The 24976-nt window shown below is 69.2% G+C and carries 21 protein-coding genes; 6 read left to right on the plus strand and 15 right to left on the minus strand.

Going from position 1 to position 24976, the window contains the following annotated elements; genetic code table 11:
• Positions 1-240 precede the first annotated feature (240 nt).
• The 3 genes from V5F26_RS01385 to V5F26_RS01395 form a co-directional block, all read right to left on the minus strand.
• Entirely contained in the window at positions 241-1587 is a 1347-nt protein-coding gene (locus V5F26_RS01385) for a S41 family peptidase (protein WP_234051307.1), read from the minus strand.
• On the minus strand, positions 1584-2963 hold the full coding sequence (locus tag V5F26_RS01390) for a murein hydrolase activator EnvC family protein (RefSeq protein ID WP_394946747.1): 1380 nt from the start codon (positions 2961-2963) through the stop codon (positions 1584-1586). The genes V5F26_RS01385 and V5F26_RS01390 overlap by 4 nt, the downstream gene beginning before the upstream one ends.
• 181 nt (positions 2964-3144) lie before the next feature.
• Entirely contained in the window at positions 3145-4962 is a 1818-nt protein-coding gene (locus V5F26_RS01395) for a M3 family oligoendopeptidase (RefSeq protein ID WP_394946821.1), read from the minus strand.
• 275 nt (positions 4963-5237) lie between these two features.
• Between V5F26_RS01395 and V5F26_RS01400 the strand changes: the two genes are divergently transcribed.
• The 3 genes from V5F26_RS01400 (at position 5238) to V5F26_RS01410 (ending at position 10674) form a co-directional block, all read left to right on the plus strand.
• Complete coding sequence (locus V5F26_RS01400) at positions 5238-6026, plus strand: response regulator (protein WP_394946748.1); 789 nt, start codon at positions 5238-5240, stop codon at positions 6024-6026.
• Between the two features lie 965 nt (positions 6027-6991).
• Positions 6992-8731: a L,D-transpeptidase family protein gene (locus V5F26_RS01405; protein WP_394946749.1), complete on the plus strand. Its 1740-nt coding sequence runs from the start codon at positions 6992-6994 to the stop codon at positions 8729-8731.
• A 464-nt stretch (positions 8732-9195) separates the two neighbouring features.
• Entirely contained in the window at positions 9196-10674 is a 1479-nt protein-coding gene (locus V5F26_RS01410) for a peptidoglycan L,D-endopeptidase MepK (protein ID WP_394946750.1), read from the plus strand.
• A gap of 434 nt (positions 10675-11108) precedes the next feature.
• Here V5F26_RS01410 and V5F26_RS01415 read toward each other — a convergent pair whose 3' ends face one another.
• Positions 11109-11360: a DUF2312 domain-containing protein gene (locus V5F26_RS01415; RefSeq protein ID WP_234051084.1), complete on the minus strand. Its 252-nt coding sequence runs from the start codon at positions 11358-11360 to the stop codon at positions 11109-11111.
• A gap of 289 nt (positions 11361-11649) precedes the next feature.
• Between V5F26_RS01415 and V5F26_RS01420 the strand changes: the two genes are divergently transcribed.
• Entirely contained in the window at positions 11650-12201 is a 552-nt protein-coding gene (locus V5F26_RS01420; RefSeq protein WP_394946751.1) for a DUF1036 domain-containing protein, read from the plus strand.
• Between the two features lie 110 nt (positions 12202-12311).
• Here the strand turns inward: V5F26_RS01420 and V5F26_RS01425 are convergent, their stop codons facing one another.
• The 7 genes from V5F26_RS01425 to proB form a co-directional block, all read right to left on the minus strand.
• Entirely contained in the window at positions 12312-13055 is a 744-nt protein-coding gene (locus V5F26_RS01425) for a tetratricopeptide repeat protein (protein ID WP_394946752.1), read from the minus strand.
• A 120-nt stretch (positions 13056-13175) separates the two neighbouring features.
• Complete coding sequence (ykgO, locus tag V5F26_RS01430) at positions 13176-13301, minus strand: type B 50S ribosomal protein L36 (protein ID WP_012114086.1); 126 nt, start codon at positions 13299-13301, stop codon at positions 13176-13178.
• Positions 13302-13429: 128 nt separating this feature from the next.
• The gene (gene rlmH / locus V5F26_RS01435; protein WP_234051087.1) at positions 13430-13912 is read right to left on the minus strand and encodes a 23S rRNA (pseudouridine(1915)-N(3))-methyltransferase RlmH; all 483 of its coding nucleotides are present in this window, start codon (positions 13910-13912) and stop codon (positions 13430-13432) included.
• A gap of 32 nt (positions 13913-13944) precedes the next feature.
• Positions 13945-14310, minus strand: a complete 366-nt coding sequence (rsfS, locus tag V5F26_RS01440; protein WP_370640667.1) for a ribosome silencing factor — start codon at positions 14308-14310, stop codon at positions 13945-13947.
• A gap of 191 nt (positions 14311-14501) precedes the next feature.
• A complete protein-coding gene (locus V5F26_RS01445) occupies positions 14502-15137 on the minus strand; it encodes a nicotinate-nucleotide adenylyltransferase (protein WP_234051311.1) in 636 nt (211 codons plus the stop codon).
• A 136-nt stretch (positions 15138-15273) separates the two neighbouring features.
• Positions 15274-16572 carry a glutamate-5-semialdehyde dehydrogenase gene (locus V5F26_RS01450; RefSeq protein ID WP_234051312.1) on the minus strand — a complete coding sequence of 433 codons (1299 nt, stop codon included), beginning with the start codon at positions 16570-16572 and terminating at the stop codon, positions 15274-15276.
• A 256-nt stretch (positions 16573-16828) separates the two neighbouring features.
• Entirely contained in the window at positions 16829-17971 is a 1143-nt protein-coding gene (gene proB, locus V5F26_RS01455) for a glutamate 5-kinase (RefSeq protein WP_394946753.1), read from the minus strand.
• A gap of 260 nt (positions 17972-18231) precedes the next feature.
• On the opposite strand from proB, the gene pdeM reads away from it, so the two are divergent.
• Positions 18232-19188: a ligase-associated DNA damage response endonuclease PdeM gene (gene pdeM / locus V5F26_RS01460; RefSeq protein ID WP_394946754.1), complete on the plus strand. Its 957-nt coding sequence runs from the start codon at positions 18232-18234 to the stop codon at positions 19186-19188.
• An 890-nt stretch (positions 19189-20078) separates the two neighbouring features.
• On the opposite strand, the gene V5F26_RS01465 is transcribed toward pdeM, so the two are convergent.
• Genes V5F26_RS01465 through V5F26_RS01475 form a run of 3 tightly spaced genes read right to left on the minus strand, consistent with a single transcriptional unit; the run spans position 20079 to position 22777 of the window.
• The gene (locus tag V5F26_RS01465) at positions 20079-20645 is read right to left on the minus strand and encodes a Smr/MutS family protein (protein WP_394946755.1); all 567 of its coding nucleotides are present in this window, start codon (positions 20643-20645) and stop codon (positions 20079-20081) included.
• Positions 20646-20658: 13 nt separating this feature from the next.
• On the minus strand, positions 20659-22041 hold the full coding sequence (gene mltA, locus V5F26_RS01470; protein WP_394946756.1) for a murein transglycosylase A: 1383 nt from the start codon (positions 22039-22041) through the stop codon (positions 20659-20661).
• Between the two features lie 10 nt (positions 22042-22051).
• On the minus strand, positions 22052-22777 hold the full coding sequence (locus V5F26_RS01475; protein WP_394056395.1) for a Tim44/TimA family putative adaptor protein: 726 nt from the start codon (positions 22775-22777) through the stop codon (positions 22052-22054).
• Positions 22778-23221: 444 nt separating this feature from the next.
• Between V5F26_RS01475 and V5F26_RS01480 the strand changes: the two genes are divergently transcribed.
• Positions 23222-24163 carry a glucokinase gene (locus V5F26_RS01480; RefSeq protein WP_394055988.1) on the plus strand — a complete coding sequence of 314 codons (942 nt, stop codon included), beginning with the start codon at positions 23222-23224 and terminating at the stop codon, positions 24161-24163.
• A gap of 21 nt (positions 24164-24184) precedes the next feature.
• Here the strand turns inward: V5F26_RS01480 and V5F26_RS01485 are convergent, their stop codons facing one another.
• Complete coding sequence (locus V5F26_RS01485; protein ID WP_394055986.1) at positions 24185-24961, minus strand: hypothetical protein; 777 nt, start codon at positions 24959-24961, stop codon at positions 24185-24187.
• Positions 24962-24976: the final 15 nt, after the last annotated feature.

Below are 24976 nucleotides of genomic sequence, written 5' to 3' on the forward strand. Positions count from 1 at the left end.
ACCCACCACAGGGCGCAGGACGCCTCGGAGCGAGTGCGCCGCAGCACCTCCGGAAGCCGCATGAATGAAAGAAAATCGGGAAGGCGGCTCAGAATTTTCCGCAGGGCCTTCGGCGCGGGCGGCGCGCAACCGTTGCACGAATGCAGCGCTGGGCCGATTACGAAAACGTCCCCGCGCAAAGATTGAGCGGGGACGCTGGTCTGCACCATTTTTCGGCAGGGGAAAGTGGACCCCTTGGGCTCAGTTCGCCTGCGTCGTCTTGTTCGGCGTCGCCGGGAAGGCGGCGTTCTTCACCGTGCCCTGCATGAGCTCGACGGCGAGCTTCAGCTGGGTGTCGTCCTTCGGGTCCGGCGGCACGTAGGAAGGCGAACCGGCCTGCTCGTCCTCGCCATTCTTGAGGTGGCCCTTCAGCGAAGCCTCGCCGCGCGTGGGGTCGCCGGAAGCGCCCAGCTTGGCCTTCACGTCATCGGGCATGTCCTGCACCAGGACGATATCGGGCTCGATGCCCTTGGCCTGGATGGAGCGGCCCGACGGCGTGTAGTAGCGCGCGGTGGTCAGCCGCAGTGCGCCATTCTGCCCCAGGGGAATGATGGTCTGCACCGACCCCTTGCCGAAGCTGCGCGAGCCGAGCACCGTGGCCCGCTTCTGGTCCTGCAGGGCGCCGGCCACGATTTCCGAGGCCGAGGCCGAGCCGCCATTCACCAGCACGATCACCGGCTTGCCCTTGGTGAGGTCGCCGCCGCGCGCGTTGAAGCGCTGGGTTTCCTCGGGATTGCGGCCGCGGGTGGAGACGATCTCGCCACGATCCAGGAAGGCGTCGGACACGGCGATGGCCTGATCCAGCAGGCCGCCGGGATTGTTCCGCAGATCCAGGATATAGCCCTTGATCTTGTCGGGACCGATCTCGGCCGTGAGGTCGTCGATGGCCTTCTTCAGGCCGTCATAGGTCTGCTCGTTGAACGAGTTGACGCGGATATAGGCGATGTCGCCGGACTCCACCCGCGAGCGGACCACCTTGATCTTGATGGTGTCGCGCGTGACCTTCACGTCGATGGGCTTATCCGCGCCCTTGCGGACGATGGTGAGGGTGATGGGCGTGCCCACGGCGCCGCGCATCTTGTCCACCGCCTCGTTCAGGGTCAGGCCCTGCACCTGCTCGCCATTGAGCTTGGTGATGAGGTCGCCCGCGAGCACGCCAGCCTTGGCGGCGGGGGTGTCCTCCATGGGGGCGACGACCTTCACCAGGCCGTCTTCCATGGTCACCTCGATGCCGAGGCCGCCGAACTCACCCTTGGTCTGCACCTGCATGTCGCGGTGATTCTTCGCGTCCATGTAGGAGGAATGGGGGTCGAGCGACTGGAGCATGCCATTGATGGCCGACTCGATCAGCTTCGAGTCCTCCGGCTTCTCCACATAGTCGGAGCGCACGCGCTCGAACACGTCGCCGAACAGGTTCAGCTGGCGATACGTGTCCGAGGAGGCTGCTTCCGCCGCCGTGCCGAGGATCGCGCGCGGCTGAACCGCGGCGACAGCCACCAGCGCGCCGGCCGCCACGCCGAAGAGAAATAGGGATGTCCGACGCATTATCCGCGCACCTTCTGACTGTCCGTTGCCGCCCACCACGGGGCAGGATCGATGGAGACTCCGTCCTTGCGGAATTCAACATACAATTGGGGCTGTCCCGAGGCTGTGCCAAGGGAGGAACCTGAAGTCGCATCCGCCGCGCTTGCGCGCGCAAGGCCGCCCATGACCGCCACCGGCTCGCCCGCGAGGACGAACTGGCCGAGATCCACTGTGATCTTCTCCATACCTGCCATCAAGATATGGTATCCGCCGCCCGCGTTGATGATCAAGAGTTGGCCATAACTGCGAAAGGGCCCGGCATAGACCACCCAGCCGTCCGCCGGCGCGGTCACCGGGGCACCGGCGCGGGTGGCGATGCTGATGCCCTTGGCGGCCGCGCCCACGTCGTCAGCCGCTCCGAAATCACGCATCCTTACCCCGGCCACCGGCAACGGCAGCAAGCCTTTGGCATCCGCGAAAGGAATGGCGGGCGCGATGCGCGCCGGGTTCTGCAAGGCGGCAAGGTCCGCCTTGGTGGTGGTGGCGGGCTCCGGCAAGGCGCGCGCGGCATCCGCAGCTCGGGCGGCCGGCGGCGCCTCCGTCTCCATGCGGGTCACGAGATCGTGCACATCGGTGGAGCCGCGGGCCAGCGAATCAACCTGCGTCTTTTCCCCCGGCGGCACTGGGCTGGCTTCCGCCTGGCGCCGCTGGCGCTCCCCCACCAGGGCTGCGAGGCGCTTGCGGTCCTGGTCCAAGGCCACCTTGAGCTTGGCGAGACTTTCCCGGGCGCTGCCGAGCTCGCCGCGCACCCGCACCAGCTCCGAGAGATCGGCGGCCAGGGTTTCCGCCTCCACACGCATTTCGGGCAGAAGCGAGCCCAGCAGAATGGCGGAGCGCACCGCATCAAGGGCATCGTCGGGACGCATCAGCAGCGCGGGCGGCGGGTTGCGGCCCATGCGCAGCAGCGCCGCCAGCACTTCCGCCAGCACGCCGCGCTGCTTGGCCAGGGAGGCGGAAAGCTCCGTCGCAGTCTTGTCGAGGGCGCCAATGCGGCCCTCCACGTCAATGAGCTGCTGCTCCACGGCGCGCGAGCGGTTGGCGGTCTCGATCAGCAATGCGTTGAGCTTGGCGCGGTCGCCCTTGGCGGCTTCCAGCTCGGCGGCAAGGCGCTTCTGGAACTCTTCATTGCCCTTCACGTCGGCCTTGAGCGCCTCCGTGTCCAGCCCCTGCCGCACGGGCGAGGCCGGGGGCAGCGGCACCCCGGCGGATGGGCGCGCGCCGGACGGCCGCAGCGGCGCGGGCGCCACCGGCGGCGACGGCTCCTGCCCATGGGCCGGCCCCACCGGCCCGGCAAGGCCGATGACCAGGGCGCACAGGAGCGGGCCGGTTCGCTGCTTCATGAATCAAGGCTTAAGGCGACAGGGTTGAGGAGTTGTAAAGGTCTGTGGCGCGGCGCCACCTTTGCCCCCGAATCGCCCTCGGTCCGCCGCCCGGGCGGAGCCCCCCGCCCGCCCCCGGCGCGCGGCCGGCGGAAGAGGCAGGGGACAGGCCGGGGCGGAGGGCCGCCGGTTCCGGCCGCGATCAGGCGGCCTCCATGCCCTCGAGCTCGGTGATCATCCGGTCGATGAGCGAAAGGCCGGTCTGCCAGAAGGCCGGATGGCGCGCATCGAGCCCGAACGGGGCCAGAAGCTCCGAATGGTGCTTGGTGCCGCCCGCCGACAGCATCTGCAGATAGCGCTCGGCAAAGCCATCCGACGCCTTCTCGTAGACCGCATAGAGCGAGTTCACGAGGCAATCGCCGAAGGCATAGGCGTAGACATAGAAGGGCGAGTGGATGAAGTGGGGGATGTAGGTCCAGAAGGTCTCGTAGCCGGCGCCGAGATTGATGGCCGGGCCCAGGCTTTCGCTCTGCACCTTCATCCACAGCTCGCCGATGGCGTCGGAGGTCAATTCGCCCTTGCGGCGCTCGGTGTGGACGTGGCGCTCGAACGTGTAGAAGGCGGTCTGGCGAACCACCGTATTGATCATGTCCTCCACCTTCTGGGCCAGCATGATCCTGCGGGCCTGGGGCGTCTCCGCCTTGTCCAGCAGCCGGCGGAAGGTGAGCATCTCGCCGAACACCGAGGCGGTTTCCGCCAGGGTCAGCGGGGTCGGCGCCATCAGCGCGCCCTGGCGGGCGGCCAGCACCTGGTGCACGCCATGGCCCAGCTCATGGGCCAGCGTCATCACATCGCGCGGCTTGCCTTGGTAATTGAGCAGCACGAACGGATGCGCGGACGGCACGGTGGGATGGGCGAAGGCGCCCGGCGACTTGCCCGGCCGCACCGGCGCGTCGATCCAGCTCTTCTCGAAGAACACGCCGGCGATCTCGGCCATCTTCGGCGAGAAGGCGCCATAAGCGGACAGCACCGTGTCCTTGGCCTCGTGCCAGCCGATGTCGCGGGTTTCCACCTTGGGCAGTGGCGCGTTGCGGTCCCAGAACTCCAGCTTGTCCTTGCCGAACCAGCGGGCCTTCAGCGCGTAATAGCGGTGCGACAGGCGCGGATAGGCGGCGCGGATGGCCTCCACCATGGCGTCCACCACCTCCTTTTCCACCCGGTTGGCCAGGTGGCGGGAGGAGGCGACATCGGGGAAGCCGCGCCAGCGGTCGGAAATTTCCTTGTCCTTGGCCAGCGTGTTGGTGATGAGGCTGAACAGGCGCAGATTCTTGGAGAAGGTCTCGGCCAGCCCCTGGCCGGCGGCGCGGCGCACCTCCTCCTTGGAATCCTGCATCAGGTTCAAGGCCGGCTCGATGGCCAGCTCCTGCCCGTTCACGGAGAAGCGCAGGGAGGCCATGGTCTCGTCGAACAGCCGGCTCCAGGCGGAGCGGGAGGGGTTCGACTTCTCGTGGAACAGCTGCTCGATCTTGTCATCGAGCTGGTAGGGCTTGTCCTTGCGCAGGTCCTCGACCCACGGCCGGTAGTGGCCCAGCGCCGGGTCGGCCATGGCGGCTTCCAGCGCCTTGTCGTCCAGCCGGTTCAGCTCCAGCGTGAAGAACAGGAGGTGGGTGGAGGCGTCGGTCAGCCGCTCCTGGATGTCGCCATAGAACTTGGCGCGGGCGGGATCGGAGGTGTCGCCCGCATAAATCAGGCTGCCATAGGAGGCGATTCGGCCGATGAGATCGTCGATCTCCTCATAGCGCTTCACCGCGGCGCCCAGGGCGGGGCCGGCATCGGCGGCCGCGAGCAGAGTGGCGAGCTTGCCCTTGTAGGCCTCCTCGAATGCCTTGCACTCGATGTCCGCCTTGATGAGGTCCCCCTCCAGCTCCGGCGCGTCCATGGCCGGGTAGAGATCGGCGAGGTTCCATTCGGGCAGCGATTCGGAAACGGCGGCGGCGCCGGCGGTCACCCCATGGACCATCCCGAAGCCGGCCCCGGCGGGCGCGGAAAGGAACGGCAGGTCGGCGGGGCGGGAGTGAAGCAACATGGAACCTCCGGGAAAATCGGGGCGGGTGCAATCGGCACCGTCATAGCTCGCCTCCCACGATCGCCTCAATGGCGGGGCGCCGCAAGCGGGCCGCGCCACCCCACCCGCGCCACCGGCAGGCGCCGCAGCGGCACACGAATGCGTGAAGCTCAGACTTGCTTAACCATCACCGACCAAGCTGGCCGATGTTCGCACCACGCCGGAATCCCATGAAACCCTTGCTGCTGCTGGTCGAAGACGACCCCGTGGAAGCCCGCCGCCTCGAATCGGCCGTGGCCCTGATGGGGTATGAGGCCACCCACGCCCGCGACGGAGACGAGGCCCTGGCCCTCATGGAGCGCATGGCGTTCGATGTGGTGCTCCTGGATCTCGTGCTGCCCGAGCTCGACGGAATGGGCCTGCTGGGCGCCATGAAGGCGCGCGGCCTGTGCGTGCCGGTGGTGGCCGCGGTGACGGCGGAAAGCATCGACATGGCGGCCTCCGCCATCCGCGCCGGGGCGCGCGACTTCGTGGTGAAGCCGGCCGGGGCGCTGCGCCTGCAGGTGGCCCTCGCAAATGCCATCGCCCTCGGCGGCGCTCACAAGACAGTGGAGGGCGACACGGCGGAGCGCCTGCCAGTGGAGCGCCTGCCAGTGGCGCCCGCCCCCGCGGCGCCTGCGCGTCTGGCGATGGTGGGTGAATGGCCGGTTCCGGCGGGCTTCGGCGCCCGTCCGGGCACGCTGGCTTCGGCAGCCCAATCCTCGGCGCCCCAATCCTCGACACCCCCCTGGGTCGACCATGGCGGCCATGTGCGCCCGCTGGAGGAGATCGAGGAAAAGGCCATCCGCTACGCCTGCACCCATTACGGCGGACGGCTCACGGAAGTGGCGCGCCGGCTCGGCATCGGCCGCTCCACCCTTTACCGCAAGCTTTCGCGGCTCGGCCTTGCCGTTCCTGAGGGACGCGAGCCGCCGCACCATTCGGAACCAATTGCAGCCCAGATTGTTGCGGCCGAGTGACAAGCTCACGAAAAGGCCCGGCAGCTCGCGCTTGTGAGTTGATTGGAAACCTTCGGCACGGCACCAAGCAGGGGTATAGCGGCGAGGAGAGGACCATGGGGGTCAGGGCCATCGGGCATTCAATGCCCAGCACGGGACGCAGCGGCGTCATGAAGGCCTCAGCGATGGATCGGTCTTTCGCCCGTGTGCTTGGGGTCAGCGTGCTCAGCCTCGCTCTGGCCCTGTCCTGGCTGCCGGCGGCCGAAGCCGGTCCCGCCGACACCGCGCCGGGCCTGTCGCCGGCGGCGGCATCCGCCCGCGCCCTGCTGAACGGTCCGCGTCCCTCTGCTCCCGTCACCACCCATGCCGGTATGGGCACCGCCGATCCCCCACTCCCCGCCCCCATCGCGGGCGGGGTCGACGCGGCGGGCAATGGTGAGGCGGCGACCCGTCCCGCGAGCCGGACGCAAGCCAGCGGCATCGATGCCGCCGGCAATGGAGAAGCTCGCGCCGTACCAGCTCCCACAAACCCGGCGGCCGCCTCGAACGGGCGACCGGAAGTGGCTCCCGCGACCACGCATGCCAACGCGGCGACGCCCGCCGCCAGCGATGCGGCCCGCGCTGTTCCCGAGGGCCAGGCGCAGGCGGCGCCCGCGCACGTAAACACAATGCAGGCGAACAAGGGACAAGCGAACACGGGGCAGCCGAATCCCGTTCAGGCGGTTCCGGCACAGGCCGCGGCTCGGCCGGCCACAGCGGTGCAGCCCGCGTCGACGCAGGGCGCCACTGCGCAGGCTGCTCCAACCCAAGTGACTCCGGCCCAAGTGACTCCGGCCCAAACGGCTCCAACCCAAGTGACTCCGGGCCAAGCCGCTCGGGAGCAGGCGGCTCCGGCACAGCCTGGCGCCGCGCAAGCCGTCGCTGCGCCTGCCAGCTCAACGACGCCCGCTTCAGCGCAACCCGCCCAGGCGGCGGCTCGCGGCCCGGTGCCTCCCGCCTCATCCGCGCAGCAGGCGCCCATCCAGGCGCAAGCCCCCTCCACCGTTGCCGCACCCGTGCCCACGGCGCCGGCTGCCGCTTCCCCGGCGGCCCGCGCCAACGCCGCGCCCGTGACGGCTCTGGCTTCCACCGCCGCGACCAGCCCGGCCGCTGGGACCATGCCGGCTGAGGGCCCCGCTGCAGCTCCCGTGGCCGCCGCGCCCATCCAGGGGCCGCTGGCTCCGGTGGCGGAGGCGGTCGCCATGCAGATCGCCCAGCCGGGCGGCCTCGGCTCCACCAAGAAGGAGGCGGAGGCACTCTCCGCTTTCTATGGCGCCCGCCAGGGCCTGCCCGTGTTCGTGGACGAGCGTGGGGTGAACGCGCGTGGCGCGGCCGTGCTGGCGCGGCTGCATGCCGCCGCCGAGGATGGCCTTGACCCCGCCGACTATGCCGTTGCCCTTCCGCCGCGCGGCGCCGATGCGGCGGCCCTCGCCCAGGCGGAGCTGCGCCTTGCCGTGGCGGCCCTGACCTATGCCCGCCATGCCCAGTCCGGCCGCTTCGAGCCCAGCCGCATTTCGGACCTGGTGACGCCCACCCGCGAAATTCCCGATCCCGCAGCCATTCTCGCCACCCTGGCGGAGGCTCGCGACGCCAACGCCACCCTGGCCGCCTTCAACCCGCCCCATACGGGCTACAAGGCACTGAAGGCGCGGCTTGCGGTGGTGGATCGCCCGCGTGACGCCAGCCAGGTCATGATCCCCGCCGGCGGCCTGATGAAGCCGGGCGACAGCGATCCCCGCGTACCGGCCTTGCGCGCGCGCCTGGGGCTTTCCGGCGCGCCGGGAAACCTCAGCTATGACCCCGCCCTCGTGGACGCCGTGAAGGCGTTCCAGGTGAGCGCGCGGCTGAAGCCCACGGGCGTGGTGGGAGCTGGCACGCTGACCGCCCTCAACCGTGCCGTGGTCGCCACCCCCAGCGCCGACATGAAGGCCGAACTGATCGCCAATATGGAGCGCTGGCGCTGGCTGCCGCGCGATCTGGGCGCCTATTACGTCTGGGTCAACATCCCCGAATACCTTGCCCGCATCCATGAGGGCGACAAGGTGATTCACGAGACGCGCATCGTGGTGGGCAAGAAGGAAACGCCCACGCCCCTGCTCACCCAGGACATGCGCTATGCGGTGGTGAACCCGGCCTGGAACATCCCGCCCTCCATCGCCCGCAAGGAGATGATGCCGCTACTGCGCTCCGACCCCGACGCACTTTCACGGCGCGGAATCGAGGTGGTGCGCAATGGCTCTGGCGGCTACACCTTCCGCCAGTCGCCCGGCGAGCGGAATGCCCTTGGCCGCATCAAGTTCATGTTCCCGAACGACCACTCGGTGTACCTGCACGACACCCCCTCCAAGTCCCTGTTCTCGCGGGACGAGCGTGCCTTCAGCCACGGTTGCATGCGGGTGCAGGACCCGCTGGAGTTCGGCGAGGTGCTGTTCAATATCGGCCTGCCGGGTGAGAGCTGGAGCGCCCAGCGCATCGGCAAGATGTTCGGCGGCAAGGAGCGCTATGTCACGCTCAAGCAGCGCATTCCGGTGCACGTCGTCTATTTCACCACGTTCGTGAACGACGCCGGACGCATCGAAACCCGCGACGACATCTACGGCATCAATGCCGAAGTGAAGTCGCGCCTTGGCCTCGACACCGCACGGCGCCGCCTCGCCGAGGGCAACGCCTCCTCCGCCCGTCGCTGATTCGTGCTGCACAGCCCCATCCGCGCGGCTAGCCCGCGCGCATGGGCCTGCCACCGGCCTTTATTTTTCCAGACACATCCGCCGCCCCACCGGGCGGCGGCGCCGCATCTACCGCTATCCGATTGTCAGGGATGCGCTTTCTCCAGCGGTACGCGACTGCTGGAATATCGGGCGCAACCGACCAGAGAGCCAAATTGCCGCACCGCGGCAGGCCATTGAATCATCAGCGTTACTTGCCTATGGCTTTTTCGCCACAGCCCCGCGCCAGCTTCCAGCACGTTTTCGCCATACTCCCCCGCTAGTCACGGTTGTGTGAGCGGTCACGAGAGTGTGACCAACTCGTGTGCCATGCGTTGGGGGGAGCGGGTGTCAATTCACCCTTAACCGAACCCGGCAAGACTCCGTTAGCTTCGCGTCGCGGTCATCCGCGGCGTCACTGAAACCAGAGCCTCGGGTTCGCGACATTGGCCAGGAACTTCGCATCGACCGCCGCGTCGATCCTCCCCCGTCCCTTCCGGCGCGGCGCGCGCGTCCTGCGCGCCTCCGCCATCGGTGTGACGCTCCTGGTGTGCGGGTCGACCTCGCTCCAGAACGCCGTCGCCAATGGCGACACCCGCACCCTCACCCTCCATCACACCCATCGCGGAGAAACCGGCACCTTCACCTTCAAGAAGGATGGCCGCTACGACCCCGCGGTGCTGGAAAAGATGAACGTGTTCTTGCGCGACTGGCGCAATGACAAGGCCACCAAGATGGACCCCCACCTCTTCGACGTGGTCTGGGAGGTCTATCGGGAAACGGACGCGAGCGCGCCCATCCAGATCGTCAGCGCCTTCCGCTCGCCGGAGACCAACGCCATGCTGCGCTCGCGCAGCCGGGGCGTCGCCAAATTCTCCCAGCACATGCTGGGCAAGGCCATGGACTTCTACATTCCCGGCGTGAAGCTGGTGGACCTGCGCGTGGCCGGCCTGCGGCTCCAGCGCGGCGGCGTGGGCTTTTACCCCACCTCCGGCTCGCCCTTCGTGCACATGGACACCGGCAACGTCCGCCACTGGCCGCGCATGACCCGCGACCAGCTCGCCCGCGTCTTCCCCGATGGCAAGACCGTCCATGTGCCCACCGACGGGCGGCCCATGGCCCATTATGCCGAGGCGCTGGCGGAAATCCGCTCGCGCGGCTCCAATGCGGGCGTCGCCGTCGCTTCCGCCGATTCCGGCAAGGGCATGAAGAATTTCTTCTCCGGCTTCTTCGGCAAGAAGGATGTGGAGGACGAGGAGAACGCGCCTGAAACCGCCGTGGCGGATGCCTCCGGCAGCCGCGACGAGGAGAGCGCGCCCGCCCAGCGTTCGGCCCCCGCGCGCGTAGCCCAGGCGACGCCGCTGCCCGTGGCGCGGCCGGCCGAGGTCGCGGCCGGCGTCATCGCCACCCAGCAGGTGGCCGCCGCCGCGCTGGTCGCCCCCCTGCCCCAGCGCCGGCCCAGCGAGGCGCAGGCGCGCACCCAGATGGCCGCCGCCCCCCTGCCCGCCATCATCACCCGCGGCAGCGAAGGCGGCTCGCGCGAGCTTCTCGGCTATGCGGCCACGAGCGATGTGTTTGGCCCCGCGCCCCTGGCCGGACGCGGCGCCGCAAGCCTTCAGGCCAGCCCGCAGGCGACGGCCCACGCTACCGGCGCCCGGCGCCCGCGCGATCGCGCCCGCGCGCCCCAGGCCATCGCCTTCGGCCGCCTGTTCCTGTCGCCGAGCCTGTCCACCGAGCTTTATCTGCGGCCGCCGGAGCTTCGGGTCTTCACGTCCTTCATGTCAGCGCCCAATGCGGTGGTGGCCATGGCCTTCTCGCGCGATGCCAGCTTTGGCCTGAAGTCCAGCTTCAGCGGGACCGCCGTGGCCGACGTGCCCACCTTCACCTTCCGCACGCCCGCCTACGCCCTCAACCAGCGCATGTGAGGGCGCGCGCCCGGCGCATGCCCCTGTGGCGGGTAGCGCACTGTCGTCGGGCCAAAGCGTGAGGCATTTCCGGTCGGGGCCATCATTCCGCCCCGCCTCTATCGCCACGCATCCCGCAGCGACCGTCCCGCGCCGGGATGCGTGCACGGCGGCACGGACTGGGGTCGCAAGCCAGGATTGGGCAGCCTGAGGATCCGGTGAACGCCACTCGGATGCAAAGCCTCACGGGCCTTCGAGAAGAAAGCTCCCCGGCCGAGAGCAACGCAGCCGTACGAGTACCGCGCGCCCGCCCATACAAAAAAGCCCGCCCCTGGACAGAGGCGAGCCTTTGGTGGCGAGCTGCTGTTGGAGCGGGCCTTTTGAGATGGGGAACGACCGCAGGACGGGTTCCCGGGCAGCCACCCGGCAGGCCGAAGCCGACCGGCGGCGCACGCTCACATGAAGATGCCGAGCGCCTGGCAGTAGAGCTCGACGATGGCGTCGTGCTCCTTGCGCTCGTCCTCATCCTCCTTGCGGAGCTTCAGGATGGTGCGCAGGGCCTTCACGTCGAAACCGTTCGCCTTGGCTTCGGCGAACACGTCCTTGATGTCGTCGGAAATGGCCTTCTTCTCCTCCTCGAGGCGCTCGATGCGCTCGATGAAGGACTTGAGCTGTTCCTTGGCGAAGCCCGCGGGGGCATCCGACATGTCTTCTTCCGCCACCTGGCAGGTCTCCTCAATCTGATGTGCGACGATAGAGGCCCCCAGCCCGCCCCGCGTCAAGGAACCATCCCCATTATCCACGCGGCAGGGGCACGACCGGTGCCGCTGCCTCAAGTTTGCCTCCTTGCTGCCCCGATCGGAGGCGAGAAACACCGGCCGGCCCGCCCTTGACCCCCACATGAGCCTCCTTGAGTCCCCCATGAGCCCCCCGTGAGCCCCCCTTGGGCCGCCGGCCATTGACGGATCGCGCGGTGAAAGGCACACAGCCCTCGACATGCTCCGTTGTCCCGCCCCACCGACAGCGCGCAAGCGCATCACTCGGACATCATTTTTTCGCAGCCGGCCCGCGAAGCTGACGGCGCGTCTGGCCCTTGTCTGCGGCCTGGCGCTCGCCCCCAGCCTCGCGCACGCCGACTTCCGCCTGTGCAACCGCACCCAGAGCCGGGTGGGCGTGGCCGTTGGCTACAAGGACGGCGACACCTGGAGCACCGAAGGCTGGTGGAACGTCGCCGCCAACAGCTGCGAAACCCTGCTGCGCGGCGACCTAGTCGCGCGCTTCTACTATCTCTATGCGGTGGATTACGACCAGGGCGGCGAGTGGGCCGGCAAGGCCCATATGTGCACCCGGGAAAAGGAGTTCACCATTCGCGGCGCCGAGGACTGCCTGGCCCGCGGCTTCGAGCGCACCGGCTTCTTCGAGGTGGATACCCAGGAGCAGAAATCCTGGACCGTGCAGCTCACCGAAGGCATGCAGACCCGCACGCCCACGGGCCATGCGCCGCTTCCGCCGCCCCCGCCGCCGAACTTCCGGCCGAAGCCCAACTGAAGCGGCACCCGCCCCGTTAGCGTGTTATCGGTGACATGGGCACCGGCTCACGGGGAGAGAACACGTCTCCTCGATCAGCGCGAGCATTTCCCCGACATCCGTAAGGGCGCCTAGATGTCCCGCCCCTCAACGGTCAGCGTCAGCTGTCCTTCGAGCTCCTTGGCGCCATCGAGCCGTGGATTGACCGCCAGCGCCTTGCGGGCGGCTTCCAGCGCGCGCTTGTCGTCGCCAATGTCGTGCAGGATCAAAGCGAGGGCGTAGAGCATGGCGAAATGGCGCGGCTCGCGGGCAATGACCTCGCGGATGTCGGCCAGCGCCGCTCCATAATCGTCGCGCATATAATAGATGGTCGCGCGCTTGGAGAGCGCGCCGATGTCGTCGGGATCGATCTCGATGGCCTGCCCCAGGATCTTCAAGGCGAGATCATATTGCTTGGCCTCGAACGCCACGCTGGCGCGGATCATCAGCAGATCCACGCTGGCGCTGTCGGTGGTGTTGAACAGCTGCTCCAGGCGATCGCCGATGATCTTGGCACTGCGGTCGTCGGGCGCCACCTTCAGCGCCGCGAACAGGCCTTCAAGCTGGGTGCGCTTGTCTTTCGGGACCTTGCGGGGCGCATGGGGGGCCGCCCCATCGGAAGAAGGCGCGGCAGCAGCGTCCGGCGCCGGGCCGGCCAATCCGCCAGCGGAATCATTGGTGAGAGCGAATGCGGGGGCTACAGCGAGCAGCAGGCCCAGAACGAGCGCCGACAGCGCAGCCAGCCCCACGAATGTCCTCGACCGCACGCGCAGCCGCACGAAAAGGCGGGGCGAAACGGAAGGCAGCTGAAGGAGGGGCTTGGTTTCTGCGCTCATGGTCTCGGCACTCATGAGGGGAGTGTCGGACGGCGCGCGGTGTTCGTCAACGACGGCGCGGCACCTTGGCCGCGTCCGCCCTTTCACGTTGCGGCGACGAATCGCTGGCGCGCTGGCGCCTCAGCCCTGGCGGGCCTTGTAGCGCTTCTGGGTCTTGTTGATGATGTAGACGCGGCCCTTGCGGCGCACCAGACGGTTGTCCCGGTGACGACCGAGCAGCGACTTGAGGGAATTGCGGATCTTCATGACACTCGCCTTCGGGCCGACCGCGGCGCGCGTGCCGCGCGGCTCGTCGACACTCTCTTGATGGATTGAGCGGGCGTGATAAGCGGCGGCGGCGCCGATGTCAATCCACCGGCCGTCGCGTCTTCGCCTCACGCCCTGTGGTACGGGTGGCCGGCGAGGATGGTGACCGCGCGATAGAGCTGCTCCGCCAGCATGACCCGCACCAATTGGTGGGGAAAAGTGGCCGCGCCATAGGCCAGCAGCAGCTCGGCCCGGGCGCGCACCGCGTCCGAAAGCCCGTCAGCCCCGCCGATGACAAGGGCGAGCGCAGGCATTCCGCCGTCACGCAGGGCGCCAAGGCGGCGGGAAAAATCCTCGCTGGAGACGTTTTTGCCGCGCGGATCGAGCACCATCAGCCCCGCTCCGGGCGGCACGGCGCCAAGAATCGCCGCCCCCTCCTCCGCCATGCGGTCTTCGGCGCGGCGGGCAGCGGATTCGGAAATCTCCACCATATCCACAGCGGAGAATCCCTGCGCGCGCCCAGCGGCGCGGGCGCGCTCAAGATAACGGGCGACAAGGTCGCGCTCGGCCCCGGCTTTCAGCCGGCCGACACAGACGAGGAGCAGGCGCACGCGCGTTCAGCCTTGAAGCCGCCGCATCCCCATCAGGAACGCGGCGTGCCCGACCACATCTTCTCGATATTGTAGAAGGCGCGCACCTCGGGCTGGAAGACGTGCACGATCACGTCGTTCGCGTCGATCAGCACCCAGTCGCAGGCCGGCTGACCTTCGACACGCACCTGCTTGATTCCCGCCGCCTTCAGCGCCTCCAGGAGGTGCTCGGCGATGGCGCCCACATGCCGCTGCGAGCGGCCGGAGGCGATCACCATGAAATCGGCGATGGAGGTCTTTCCGCGCAGGTCGATGGAGACGACGTCCTCGGACTTGTCATCTTCCAAGCGGGCCTGGACGAGGGCGAGGATCTCCTCGGGCTGCGGCGGCGCGGGGGAGATCGTGGCCGGCGGCATCATCTGGTCACTCGCCATCTGGTCATTCACCATGGAGCTGGTGACCATGCCGGCCGCCTGGACCGGGGCCTTGTGGGCCGGAGCCATTGTGGACAGGGGTCCATATCCTCTCAAGTTGAAAGCGCCGGGCCATCTGCCACGGGCGCAAGCATTAGAATGTAGGAAAATCAACGAATTTTCAAGGGTCGCCCGCATCAGTCCGTTGCCAACGCGGTCTCCCGGCGGCGCGCGGCGCGGATTCCCGTTGAAGAAACGGGAGATTTCAGCCCGTGCAGGAACAGCCAGGCGGGTGCGGCAAGCCCGGCCAGCGTGCCCGCATCGCTCTCGTCCACCCGCCAGCGCGCCAGCGCCTGGGCAGCCGGAGAGGCCGTGGCGGCAAGGCTTTGGCCCATGCGGTCCACCACCACCATGGGCAGGCGGCCGGCAATGGCCCGCCAGCGCTGCCAGCGGTGGAACTGGGCCAGATTGTCCGCCCCCATGATCCACACGAAATGCACTTTCGGCATGCGCCGCGTGAGCGCGGCCACCGTCTCATAGGTGTAGCGCACACCCAGCGCCGCCTCGCAGCCGGTGACATCGATGCGCGGATGGTTGGCCACCCGCCGCGCGAACGCGATGCGCTCCTCCAGCGTGGGCAATTCGCGATTGTCCTTCAGCGGATTGCCCGGCGTCACCAGCCACCACACCCGGTCCAGCCGCAGCCGCCGCAAGGCGAGCAGGCTCGCCGCGCGATGCGCCTCATGGGCGGGGTTGAAGCTGCCGCCGAACAAGCCGATGCGCAGACCCGGCGTCGCAAACGGAATGCGCCGGGCCTCGCGGGCGCAGGGCAGCCCCCGCTCGCCTCCGGCGCGCGACAGGCACGAACGCCCATCCCCCGCCCCGCCGCTCAGCGCAGGGGCGGAAGGCTGGGGCAGGAGGGCGCTCGCCGAAGCCGGGCTCACGGGCACATTCCGTGGGTCGCGCGGATCAGGGCCGGGTCTGGCCCGAGCCGTGGATGCGATACTTGAAGGAGGTGAGCTGCTCGGCCCCCACCGGCCCGCGTGCATGCATGCGGCCGGTGGCAATGCCGATCTCGGCGCCGAAGCCGAACTCGCCGCCATCGGCGAACTGGGTGGAGGCATTGTGCAGCACGATGGCCGAATCCACCTCCGCCAGGAAGCGATCCGCGGCCGCCTGGTCCTGGGTCACGATGCAGTCCGTGTGGTGGGAGCCGTGCTGCTCGATATGGGCGATGGCGGCATCGAGCCCGTCGACCACCTTCACCGCCAGGATGGCGTCGAGATATTCGGTGTCCCAGTCGCTGGCGGTGGCGGCCTCGACGCGCGGGTCGACCGCCTGCACGGTCTCGTCGCCGCGCACGGCGCAGCCCGCGTCGATGAGCATTTCCACCAGCGGCTTGAGATGGGTGGCCGCCACGGCCCGGTCCACCAGCAGCGTCTCGGCCGCGCCGCAGATGCCGGTGCGGCGCATCTTGGCGTTCAGCACCACGGTCTTGGCCATGTCGAGGTCGGCCGCCTTGTCGATGAAGACGTGCACGATACCGTCAAGATGGGAGAAGACGGGCACGCGAGCATCGCTCTGCACCCGGGCCACCAGGCTCTTGCCGCCGCGCGGCACGATCACGTCCACCGTCCCGTTCAGGCCGGCCAGCATGTGGCCCACAGCGGCCCGGTCGGGCGTGTTCACGAACTGCACCACGTCCACCGGCAGCCCGGCGGCGGACAGGCCGGCCACGAACGCCTTGTGGATAGCGCCCGAGGAGGCGAGGCTGTCCGAACCGCCCCGCAGGATCACCGCATTGCCCGAGCGCACGCACAGCGCCGCAGCATCGGCCGTCACGTTCGGCCGGCTCTCATAGATGACGCCGATGACGCCGAGGGGGGTGCGCACCCGCTCGATGATCATGCCGTTGGGCCGGGTCCAGCGCTCGGTCACCTTGCCCACGGGATCGGGCAGGCCGGCCACGGATTCGATACCCTCGGCCATGGCCTCCACCCGTTCGGGCGTGAGGGTGAGGCGATCAAGGAACGACCCGGTCATGCCCTCCGCCTTGGCACGGGCCAGGTCAGAGGCGTTGGCAGCGAGGATGTCGGCGCATGCGGCCCGCACGGCGGCGGCCGCCGCGTTCAAGGCGCGGGTCTTGGTGTCGGCATCGGCCAAAGCGAGGATGCGGGCGGCCGCGCGGGCGCGCTTGCCCATGCCCAGCATGGCGGCTTCCAGCTCGGCCGGCGGCAACGCCTGCTGCGTGGCAGCGGGGGCGATCATGCTGGCGGCAGAGGCGGTGGCCATGGCATCACTCTCTAAAATAAGGGGTTGCGGCCCTTCCAGGGGCCGCCGGGCATTCTGTATCACGTCCGCCGGAGAAATCGACACCCGGAAACCGGCGCCGGTACGAGCGCGACATTAAACATGGCGCCGGCGCTTCCCCGCGCAAGACCGGCGCATGCAACCCAGCTTTGCCCCCAGGGGAGCTATGCCAGGGGCGCTGTGCCAGGGGCGCTGTGCCAGGGGCGCTATGCCCTCACTCCACCCCCAAGGCCATGTCGTCCCGGTGCACCATCTCCGAGCGGCCGGAGACACCGAGCAACTCCTCGATCTCCACGGTGGAACGCCCCATGATGCGTTGGGCGGTCTCGGAATCATAGGCGACGAGGCCCCGACCCACTTCCGCCCCATCGGGTCCGCGCAGCAGCACGGCATCACCCCGGTCGAACACGCCTTCGATGCGCTTCACGCCCGCCGGCAGCAGGCTGGCGCCGCGCCGCAGGGCGGCCACCGCGCCGTCGTCCAGGTGCAGCGTGCCGTGGGGTTCCAGGGCGCCGGCGATCCAACTCTTGCGCGCCCGCACCGGATTGGCGGAGGTGAGAAACCAGGTGCAGCGCCCGCCTTCGCGAATGCGCCGCAGGGGATTTTTCACGTGGCCGGTGGCGATCACCATGTGAGTCCCGGCGGAAGTGGCGATCTTGCCGGCCTCGATCTTGGTGCGCATGCCCCCGCGCGAAAGCTCAGAACCGGCCGCGCCGGCCATGGCCTCGATCTCGGCGGTAATGCGCGGCACCACGGGAATGTGCTGGGCATCCGGATCCTTGGCCGGCGGGGCGGTGTAGAGCCCGTCAATGTCGGAGAGCAGCACCAGCAGGTCCGCGCTCGCCATGGTCGCGACCCGCGCCGCCAGACGGTCATTGTCGCCGTAGCGGATCTCGGAGGTGGCGACGGTATCGTTCTCGTTGATGATGGGCACGGCGCGCAGGTCCATCAGCCGGCCTAGGGTGGAACGGGCGTTCAGGTAGCGCCGCCGCTCCTCGGTATCACCCAGGGTCAGCAGCACCTGGCCGGCATTGATGTCCTCGTGAGAGAGCGCCTCCGCCCAGGTGCGGGCCAGGGCGATCTGGCCCACGGCGGCGGCGGCCTGGCTGTCCTCCAGCTTCAGCGGACCCGGCGGCAGGTGCAGCACCGTGCGCCCCAAGGCGATGGCGCCGGACGACACCACCATCACGTCGCAACCGCGCCGGTGCAGGGTTCCGATGTCTTCCACCAGGGAGACGAGCCACGGCAGGCGCACCCGGCCCCGGTCGCGGTCCACCAGCAAAGCGGAGCCCACCTTGATGACGATGCGGCGGAAATCGGTGAGGGCGGGCGGCGTGGCGGGGACCAGGGAGGCCATGGATGAAGACCGAAAAGGCGCCGGGGCGGGCGGAAGCATCCGTCGACGGCGGAAGAGAGCCCCGGGGCGAACCCGGAGGCGGGCGCGCCATGCGCCACCGCGACGGCATAGGCCATGCGGTCGGAGGAATTCAAGCCCGCCCCGGCGACGAGCGGCTCCGCGCGGCTTCGGTGCAGCAGCGGCCACCTCCGCCGCCACGACGGGTGACAAGGCGGCAGAACCGCCTTGCCCCTGCCCTTTCGCCGGGCACAATCGCCGCCATGCACGCCTGTGCCGATTCGGCCGCCCTCCTCCTCACCAGCATCGGCATCGCCGGCGCCGAGCTTCTGCTCGACCCCTCGGGGGCGGCGTTTTGGGCGGAAGAGCGGCTGCTGGTGGTGGCCGACATGCACCTGGAAAAGGGCTCCGCCTTCGCCCGGCGCGGGCAGATGCTGCCGCCCTTCGACACCCGCGACACCCTCGACCGGCTGGAGCGCCTCGTCGCCCGCCACCAGCCGCGCACGCTCCTCGCCCTCGGCGACAGCCTGCACGACCGCTGGGCCGCCGAACGCCTGGACGATGACGCGCGCATGCGCATCCACGCCCTTGCGGCAAAGGTGGATCTCGTCTGGATCGCCGGCAATCACGACCCCGCCCCCCACGATCTCGGCGGCACCTGCATCGAGACGCTCGCCCTCGGCCCCCTGCGCTTTCGCCACGAGCCGGAGGCGGAAAGGTGCCACAAGCCGGAGGCGGAAAGGTGCCACAAGCCGGAGGCGGAAAAGTGCCACGAGCCGGAGGAGCGCAACAAGCCGGAGGCGGACAGGTGCAACAAGCCGGAGGCAGAAAAACGCGACCAGCCGGCGGCGGGCGAATTCAAACTGCCGCAGGCGGGGGCGCTTTATGTGCCGCCGGTGGAGAAGCCCCGTGCGTCTGAGGCGGGGAGGATGATCTTGCCCCATGCGGCAACCGACCGGCCGGACACGATGACGGGCGAAGTGTGCGGCCACCTGCATCCGGCGGCGCGGGTGGTGGTGCGCGGACGCAGCCTGCGGCGGCGCTGTTTCGTGTCCGATGGCACGCGCCTGATTCTGCCGGCCTTCGGCGCTTTCACCGGCGGACTGGACGTGACCGCGCCCGCCATAGCCGGGCTGTTTGCCCGCGGCCGGTTCGAGGTGCACCTGCTGGGCGACGGACGCACCTTCCGCCTGCCCGCCCCCCGCCTCGGCGTCGCGTGACGCCAGCCGCGGTCCGGAGGAAATCCCCCTCCGCCCGCATTCGCCAGCCACCGGCGCAGGCGCCGAAGCCTTCCGCCGCGCTCCACTGACCACCACTCTGCAGGCGTCACGGGCGTCCGCGACGCTGGAATCCCGCCGCAGCGGACTTCACATGATGTCCGGGCCGTGGGCCGACGGCGCATGGGCCGGCAGGGCACCGTGTGCAGCCGGCAATTGCGCGCGCCCCTGACGCCTCCCGGCTCCACTCAAGGACCGGGATCGATGGGCATTCCCGAAGGAGATGGCGGGCAAAAGACCCGCTTCCTCCCCTCCTGCGGGTGAAGGAAGCCGCCGGCGTCGGCTCGGCGGCGCGGACGACGGCATGCAAGGCCTGGCGGCGCTCCGAAGTGTTGCCCTCTGCCTCGCTGTGGGGCCACATTTCCAACGCCTTGCCCCGCCCCGGGCCTTCCGGCAAGCGGCCGAGGAGCCGCGGCATGAGGAATACCGTGATGGCAGGCTACAAACGTCGCCGCGCGGGCTGAATGAGGACCGATTGCAACTCACGGCAACAGGAGCCGCACAACCCGACCGTCTCCCTCAGGCCGCCTGCGGACAAAGGCGTCGGAAGGGATCGTCGGGTGTGCCACCCGCGCAACCCGTTGGCCTCCGAGGCGGCGGCGGAGCGCGCAGCGGCGGCCAGGGAAGAGGTCTCCGGTTGGTCCGTCCACCGAAGCCGCCCCACGCGCAACGTGCGCCTCCAGGGGCGCGTTGGAGGGCTCGCAGGCTCCCCGGAAAGTAATACCCCTGGCCTCACGACGATGGCGGACCCTCACGCCCACCGCTAGCGTAAGCCGCGCCCACGGCGCGCCAGTCTGCCGGCCACAGCCCCGGGAGAGCGGGCGATGGGGCGCCTACCCGCGCCGGCGGCGGATGCGCACATAAAGGGCGCCCTCCCCGCCATGGCGCCGGCCTGCCGATTCAAAGCCGAGGACGACGCCGCGCAGATCCGGCTCTGCGAGCCATAGCGGCACGGAGCGTCGCAGCACGCCCCTCCCCTCGCCGAAATGGACACCCGTAAGCCGCTCCGGATCACCCTTGCCGGTAATCACCAGCACCACCGCGTGGCCCAGCGCCTGGGCTTCCAGCAGGAACAGGCGCAGCCGGTGATGGGCGACGGCTTGGGTGAGGCCGTGCAGGTCGATGCGGGCATCCACCTCCGCGCCACGCGTGAGGCGGCGGCGGGCCTTCGGCTCCAGCGGCGCTAGGGGAAGCGCGGGGCTGGCCTTGGCGGCCGCCGGACGCGGCGCCGGATTCGGCGATGGGGCGGAGGGGGGAGCAGGTATGGGCTCGGGCAGCGGCGCCGCAGTGGGAGCTTCCCCCTCCGGCTGCGGCTTCAGGGGCTTCACCTCCCGCACCACATGGGCCCAGAGCGCCCGCTCCTCCGCGCTCAGCAGCCGGCGACGGCCGCGACGGCTCATGCCACCCGCGCCTTCATGGTACCCGCGCCCGCGACGCCTTGACAGCAGGGAAGGCCACGGCCAGGGCCTCTGGGCCGGAGAAGCGCGGCACCAGCAGGGTGAAGCGCCCACGGTGGCGGATGCGCCCCGCCACAGAGCCGGCATTGGCACCCGTGCCGAAGAACAGGTCTGCCCGGCCGGGCCCGACGATGGCCGAGCCGGTATCCTGCGCGATCATCAGCCGCTGGAACGGATCGGCTCGCCGCGGGGCAGACAGAGGCAGCACCGCTTCCACGAACACCGGCGAACCATAGGTGTAAAGCTTGCGGTCCACCGCGAGGGAACGTTCGCTCGTCAGGGGAACGCCCTGCGCGCCCATGGCACCGTCATTGTCGGTCAGGGGCAACGCCTTGAAGAAGACGAAGGAATGGTTCTCGCGCCGCAGCTCGCGACCGGCCTCCGGATTCTGCTCCATGAAGGCGCGGATCCGATCCATGGACATCTCGTCCCGCGGCACCAGCCCCCGCTCGATCAGAAGCTTGCCCACGGGCGTATAGGAGCGCCCGTTATAGCCGTCATAATTCAGGCGCAGCACGCGCCCGTCCCGCAGGCGCACGCGGGCCGAGCCCTGGATCTGCATGAAGAACAGGTCCACCGGATCCTTGAGATAGGCGATCTCCAGCCCCCGCCCCTTCAGGGCGCCATCCTCGATCTCGGCCCGGTCGTAATAGGGCACCTCGCGCCCGTTCTCCATCCGCACCGCGCCTCCGCCATTGGCGGCGACGCCGGCCCGCATGACGAGATCCGAGGGACGCGCATAAATGGGGATGTCGAAGCCGTCGCCGGAAACCAGGGAACCTTCCACCTCGGGCTCGTAATAGCCGGTGAAGAAGGCGTCGGGATGCCGCTCGGGCACCACCCGGTAAGGGCGGAAATTGAGCTCGAAGAACAGCCGCGCCAGGGCATTGGAGGGCTCGCCGATGGCCAGGGAATCGGCGGCGGCGCAGGCCCGCAGGAGCCCTTCGCGCAGCGTGTCCGCCGAACTCGCCCCGCTGTCGCTGGAAGGCTGCCTCAGCGCCTCGCAGCTGGCGCGAAAAACCCTGAATGCGGCCGCGTGGTCATCCTCCCGCCAGCCCGTCAGCTCCGGGAACGACACCGGCATGAGCCGCGCACCCGCAATCTCCGGCGCCGTCATCGGCTCCATCCCCCAGGAGGACACCTCGCAGGCGGCCACCCGCCGCGAGCCTTCCCCCGGCGCGGTGCCGATCAGCGTCCGCGCGCCGCTCTCCGCTCGCACGGGGGCCGCAAAGCCCAGCCCCATGAGGACCACCCCCATGAGGACCAGGGCCCAGGTCATCGTCCTCAGGCGCGGCGCGCCGGGACGCGCCTTGCCGCCGTGCTCGCCGAATGCCACCACGATACCAGCCTCACTCCGCCGCTTCGGTGGCCACGAGCTTCCAGTTGGGATTGCGTGAGCCGAGGTCGCGGGCGAAGGTCCACACATCGGTCACATCCGCCACGGCCTCAGGGTCTCCATCGACCACGGCGCCGTCGCGCCCCCGCGTCGCGGTGATGAGCTGGGACACGAAGCGCACCGTGAGGCTCGCCGTCGACCCCTGCACCACCGCCTGCACCAGATCGGCCCGCGAAATGGCCACGAAACGCGATTCCATGGTTTCGCCGCGGCTCTCCCGGTCGGCGATGGAAGCGGCGAATTCGTCGTAGACCTCCTTGGACAGGAGATCCTTCAGGCTGCGCCGGTCGCCATTGGCGAAGGCGGTCACGATCATCTCATAGGCGGCCTTGGCGCCGGTGAGGAAGTGCTTGGCGTCGAAATCAGGTTCCCGGCGCGCGACTTCGTCCAGTGCCGCGGCCTGGGGGCTGCCCTCGGCGGCGACGCCGTCCCAGCGATATTTCGGCGGCTCGTCGGCGTCCGCGTCCGTGTCGACGGGCTGCGGCATGCCGGGATTGGCGGTATTGCGCTCGGGCAGCTGCACCACATTGTCGGGCGCCGGCTGGGGTGGGCGAGCGGTGTCGCGGGAATAGGGATCATAAGGCGGCCGCTCGCGCCCCGTGCGCTGACCCAGCACGCTGCGCAGCCGTATGAAGATGAATACGGCCAGAGCCAGGAAGATGATCGTGTAGATATCGATCACTGCGTTTCGCCATGCCTGCGGCGTACCGGCCATTGCCGACACGCCTGGTTTAGCCCGATCTCGAAGCCCGCGCGCCGGATGCCGCCGCACCGCATGCGCTGCCTCGCCGCTTTATGTACGCTGCACCGCCCGTCACGCCACCCCCCATCGGTCGATGGCGCACATATTTGCTGCACCTTACGGCAGGTGGGGCAGCCGCGCCACCTTACAGCACGGGGGGATGGAGCTCCGGCGGTGCCGGTGTCCGGGTCCTTCTCGCGAAGATTGAAGGCGGAAAAGAGACGGGCCGGCGCGAGGGGCGGTGGAATTCTCCACACGCGGCGTTCCCTGCGAAAAGAAATTGAGCCGGCGCATCTTCTCCACAGGCTGTGCTGCCCACTTTTCCGGAAAATGCTCTAGATTGCGCGCCCCTCCTTCTTCCACCCCAGCCGGATCGCGCCCATGGCCCCCAACGTCCTCATCGCAGACATCGGCGGCACCACAACCCGCATCGCCCGCAGCGGCGCGGATGGCGTGCCCTTCGACGTGCGGGTGGAGACGAATGATTCCTATGTCTCCGCGGAGGAGCTGATCGGCGCCTATCTGGACGACCTCACCGGCGAGGCGCCCCGGGCGGCGGTGCTGGCGGTGGCCGGGCCGGTGGAGGGCGACGACATCCGCCTCACCAATCGCGACTGGCACTTTTCCCGCTCGGCCTTGGGCGCGGCCTTCGACCTCAAGCGGGTGGAGGTCATCAATGATTTCGCCGCCTTCGCCCATGGCGTGCCGCAGCTTGGCCGCGAGGATCTGCTCGCGGTCGGCGTGGGGCGCGCCGCGGCCGGGCGCCCGCGACTGGTGTGCGGGCCCGGCACCGGCTTCGGCACGGCGCTGATTCTCACCCGCGAGAGCGGCTATGACGTGCTGCCCAGCGAGGCCGGCCACATGCGCTTCGGCGCCGTGGCCACGGACGAGGCCCGCATTATCGCCCACATGGTGCGCGACCTGGGCCCGGTGGTGGTGGAGCATGTCCTGTCCGGTGGTGGTCTGGTGCGGATGCACCGCATCCTCACCGGCGAGCAGCTCTCCTCCCACGCCATCATCAAGGCTGCGGCGAACGGGCAGCAGAGCGAAAAGGAAAGCTGCGCGGTGTTCCTGCGGGTGCTCGGCCGGGTGCTGGGGGACCTCACCTTGGCCTTTGAGGCGCTGGGCGGGGTGTATGTGGGCGGCGGGCTCGGCCGCGCCTTGGCGCCGCTGTTCACCGAAAGCCCCTTCCGCGCCGCCTTCGAGGATCACCCGCCCTATGGCGAGCGCCTCGCCCAGGTGCCGGTTCATGTGGTGACCCATGCCGCGCCTGGCCTGCTGGGCACGGCGCGCCTGGGCCGCCGGCTGCTCCAGGAAGATTGACCGCCGCGCGACGGCCGCCCTTCAGAACCGGTAGAGCGCGCTCAGCACCAGTCCGTTTTCCTGCGGCGCGTTGCGGGCCAGCCAGGTGCTCACCACCGCGGCCTGAAGGGTCATGGCCTGGCTCCAGTCATAGGCCACGCCGAGCTGCAGCTTGTAATACTCATAGGAGACATCGAAATAGGGCCCCTCTCCCGCCCCCTCGGAGAGCACGTTGAAGGACTGCACCAGCCCCTGCCAGCGCTCCGCGAAGCGCACGCCCAGAGTGAGGTCCGCATGCAGCTCGTCGGGCGGATCGCCGAAGCGCATGCGCTGGGCCAGCTGCAGGTCCACATAGGCCGGCATGTCCCACAGGGTGAACGAGAAGCCCGCCAGCAGCCGCAGGTCCAGCTCCCCATCCTCATATCCCACCGCGGCCGCGCTGGAGGAATCGCCGGTGCCGGACAGGCGCCCGACCACCTGGGCGGAAACCACAAGCCCCTGCTCTTGCCCCTGCTCCTGCCACAGGCGCACCCGCACCCCGGCATCCGTGTAGCCGAGGCCCGAATAGGAGGCGGGGTCGGGGTCCCCAAGGTTCACCGACAGATATTGGGGCGCGACAATCAGCGTCAGCCAATCGGCGATGCCGTATTCAAAGACGAGCGTCACCTCCACCTTGTCATAGGGGCGGCTGTCATAAAGGCGGGAGGAGGGACCGAACTCGGAGGACGACGACACGGCGGAGCTCTGCAGGATCACCTGGCCCGAGCCGGCCGCGAACGTCCAGGCCCCGGCCCGCGCCTCGCGGGGCCCAAGGCCCAATCCCGCCGCCACAAG

It is taken from the genome of Xanthobacter variabilis (assembly GCF_043831965.2).
Taxonomy (GTDB): domain Bacteria; phylum Pseudomonadota; class Alphaproteobacteria; order Rhizobiales; family Xanthobacteraceae; genus Xanthobacter.

Bases quoted from the DNA above. Each gene is read 5' to 3' on its own strand.
- V5F26_RS01390 (WP_394946747.1), bottom strand. From the start codon at position 2,963: ATGAAGCAGCGAACCGGCCCGCTCCTGTGCGCCCTGGTCATCGGCCTT.
- V5F26_RS01395 (WP_394946821.1), bottom strand. From the start codon at position 4,962: ATGGTCCATGGGGTGACCGCCGGCGCCGCCGCCGTTTCCGAATCGCTG.
- V5F26_RS01400 (WP_394946748.1), top strand. From the start codon at position 5,238: ATGAAACCCTTGCTGCTGCTGGTCGAAGACGACCCCGTGGAAGCCCGC.
- V5F26_RS01415 (WP_234051084.1), bottom strand. From the start codon at position 11,360: ATGTCGGATGCCCCCGCGGGCTTCGCCAAGGAACAGCTCAAGTCCTTC.
- V5F26_RS01420 (WP_394946751.1), top strand. From the start codon at position 11,650: ATGCTCCGTTGTCCCGCCCCACCGACAGCGCGCAAGCGCATCACTCGG.
- V5F26_RS01425 (WP_394946752.1), bottom strand. From the start codon at position 13,055: ATGAGCGCAGAAACCAAGCCCCTCCTTCAGCTGCCTTCCGTTTCGCCC.
- ykgO (WP_012114086.1), bottom strand. From the start codon at position 13,301: ATGAAGATCCGCAATTCCCTCAAGTCGCTGCTCGGTCGTCACCGGGAC.
- rsfS (WP_370640667.1), bottom strand. From the start codon at position 14,310: ATGATGCCGCCGGCCACGATCTCCCCCGCGCCGCCGCAGCCCGAGGAG.
- V5F26_RS01450 (WP_234051312.1), bottom strand. From the start codon at position 16,572: ATGATCGCCCCCGCTGCCACGCAGCAGGCGTTGCCGCCGGCCGAGCTG.
- proB (WP_394946753.1), bottom strand. From the start codon at position 17,971: ATGGCCTCCCTGGTCCCCGCCACGCCGCCCGCCCTCACCGATTTCCGC.
- pdeM (WP_394946754.1), top strand. From the start codon at position 18,232: ATGCACGCCTGTGCCGATTCGGCCGCCCTCCTCCTCACCAGCATCGGC.
- V5F26_RS01465 (WP_394946755.1), bottom strand. From the start codon at position 20,645: ATGAGCCGTCGCGGCCGTCGCCGGCTGCTGAGCGCGGAGGAGCGGGCG.
- V5F26_RS01480 (WP_394055988.1), top strand. From the start codon at position 23,222: ATGGCCCCCAACGTCCTCATCGCAGACATCGGCGGCACCACAACCCGC.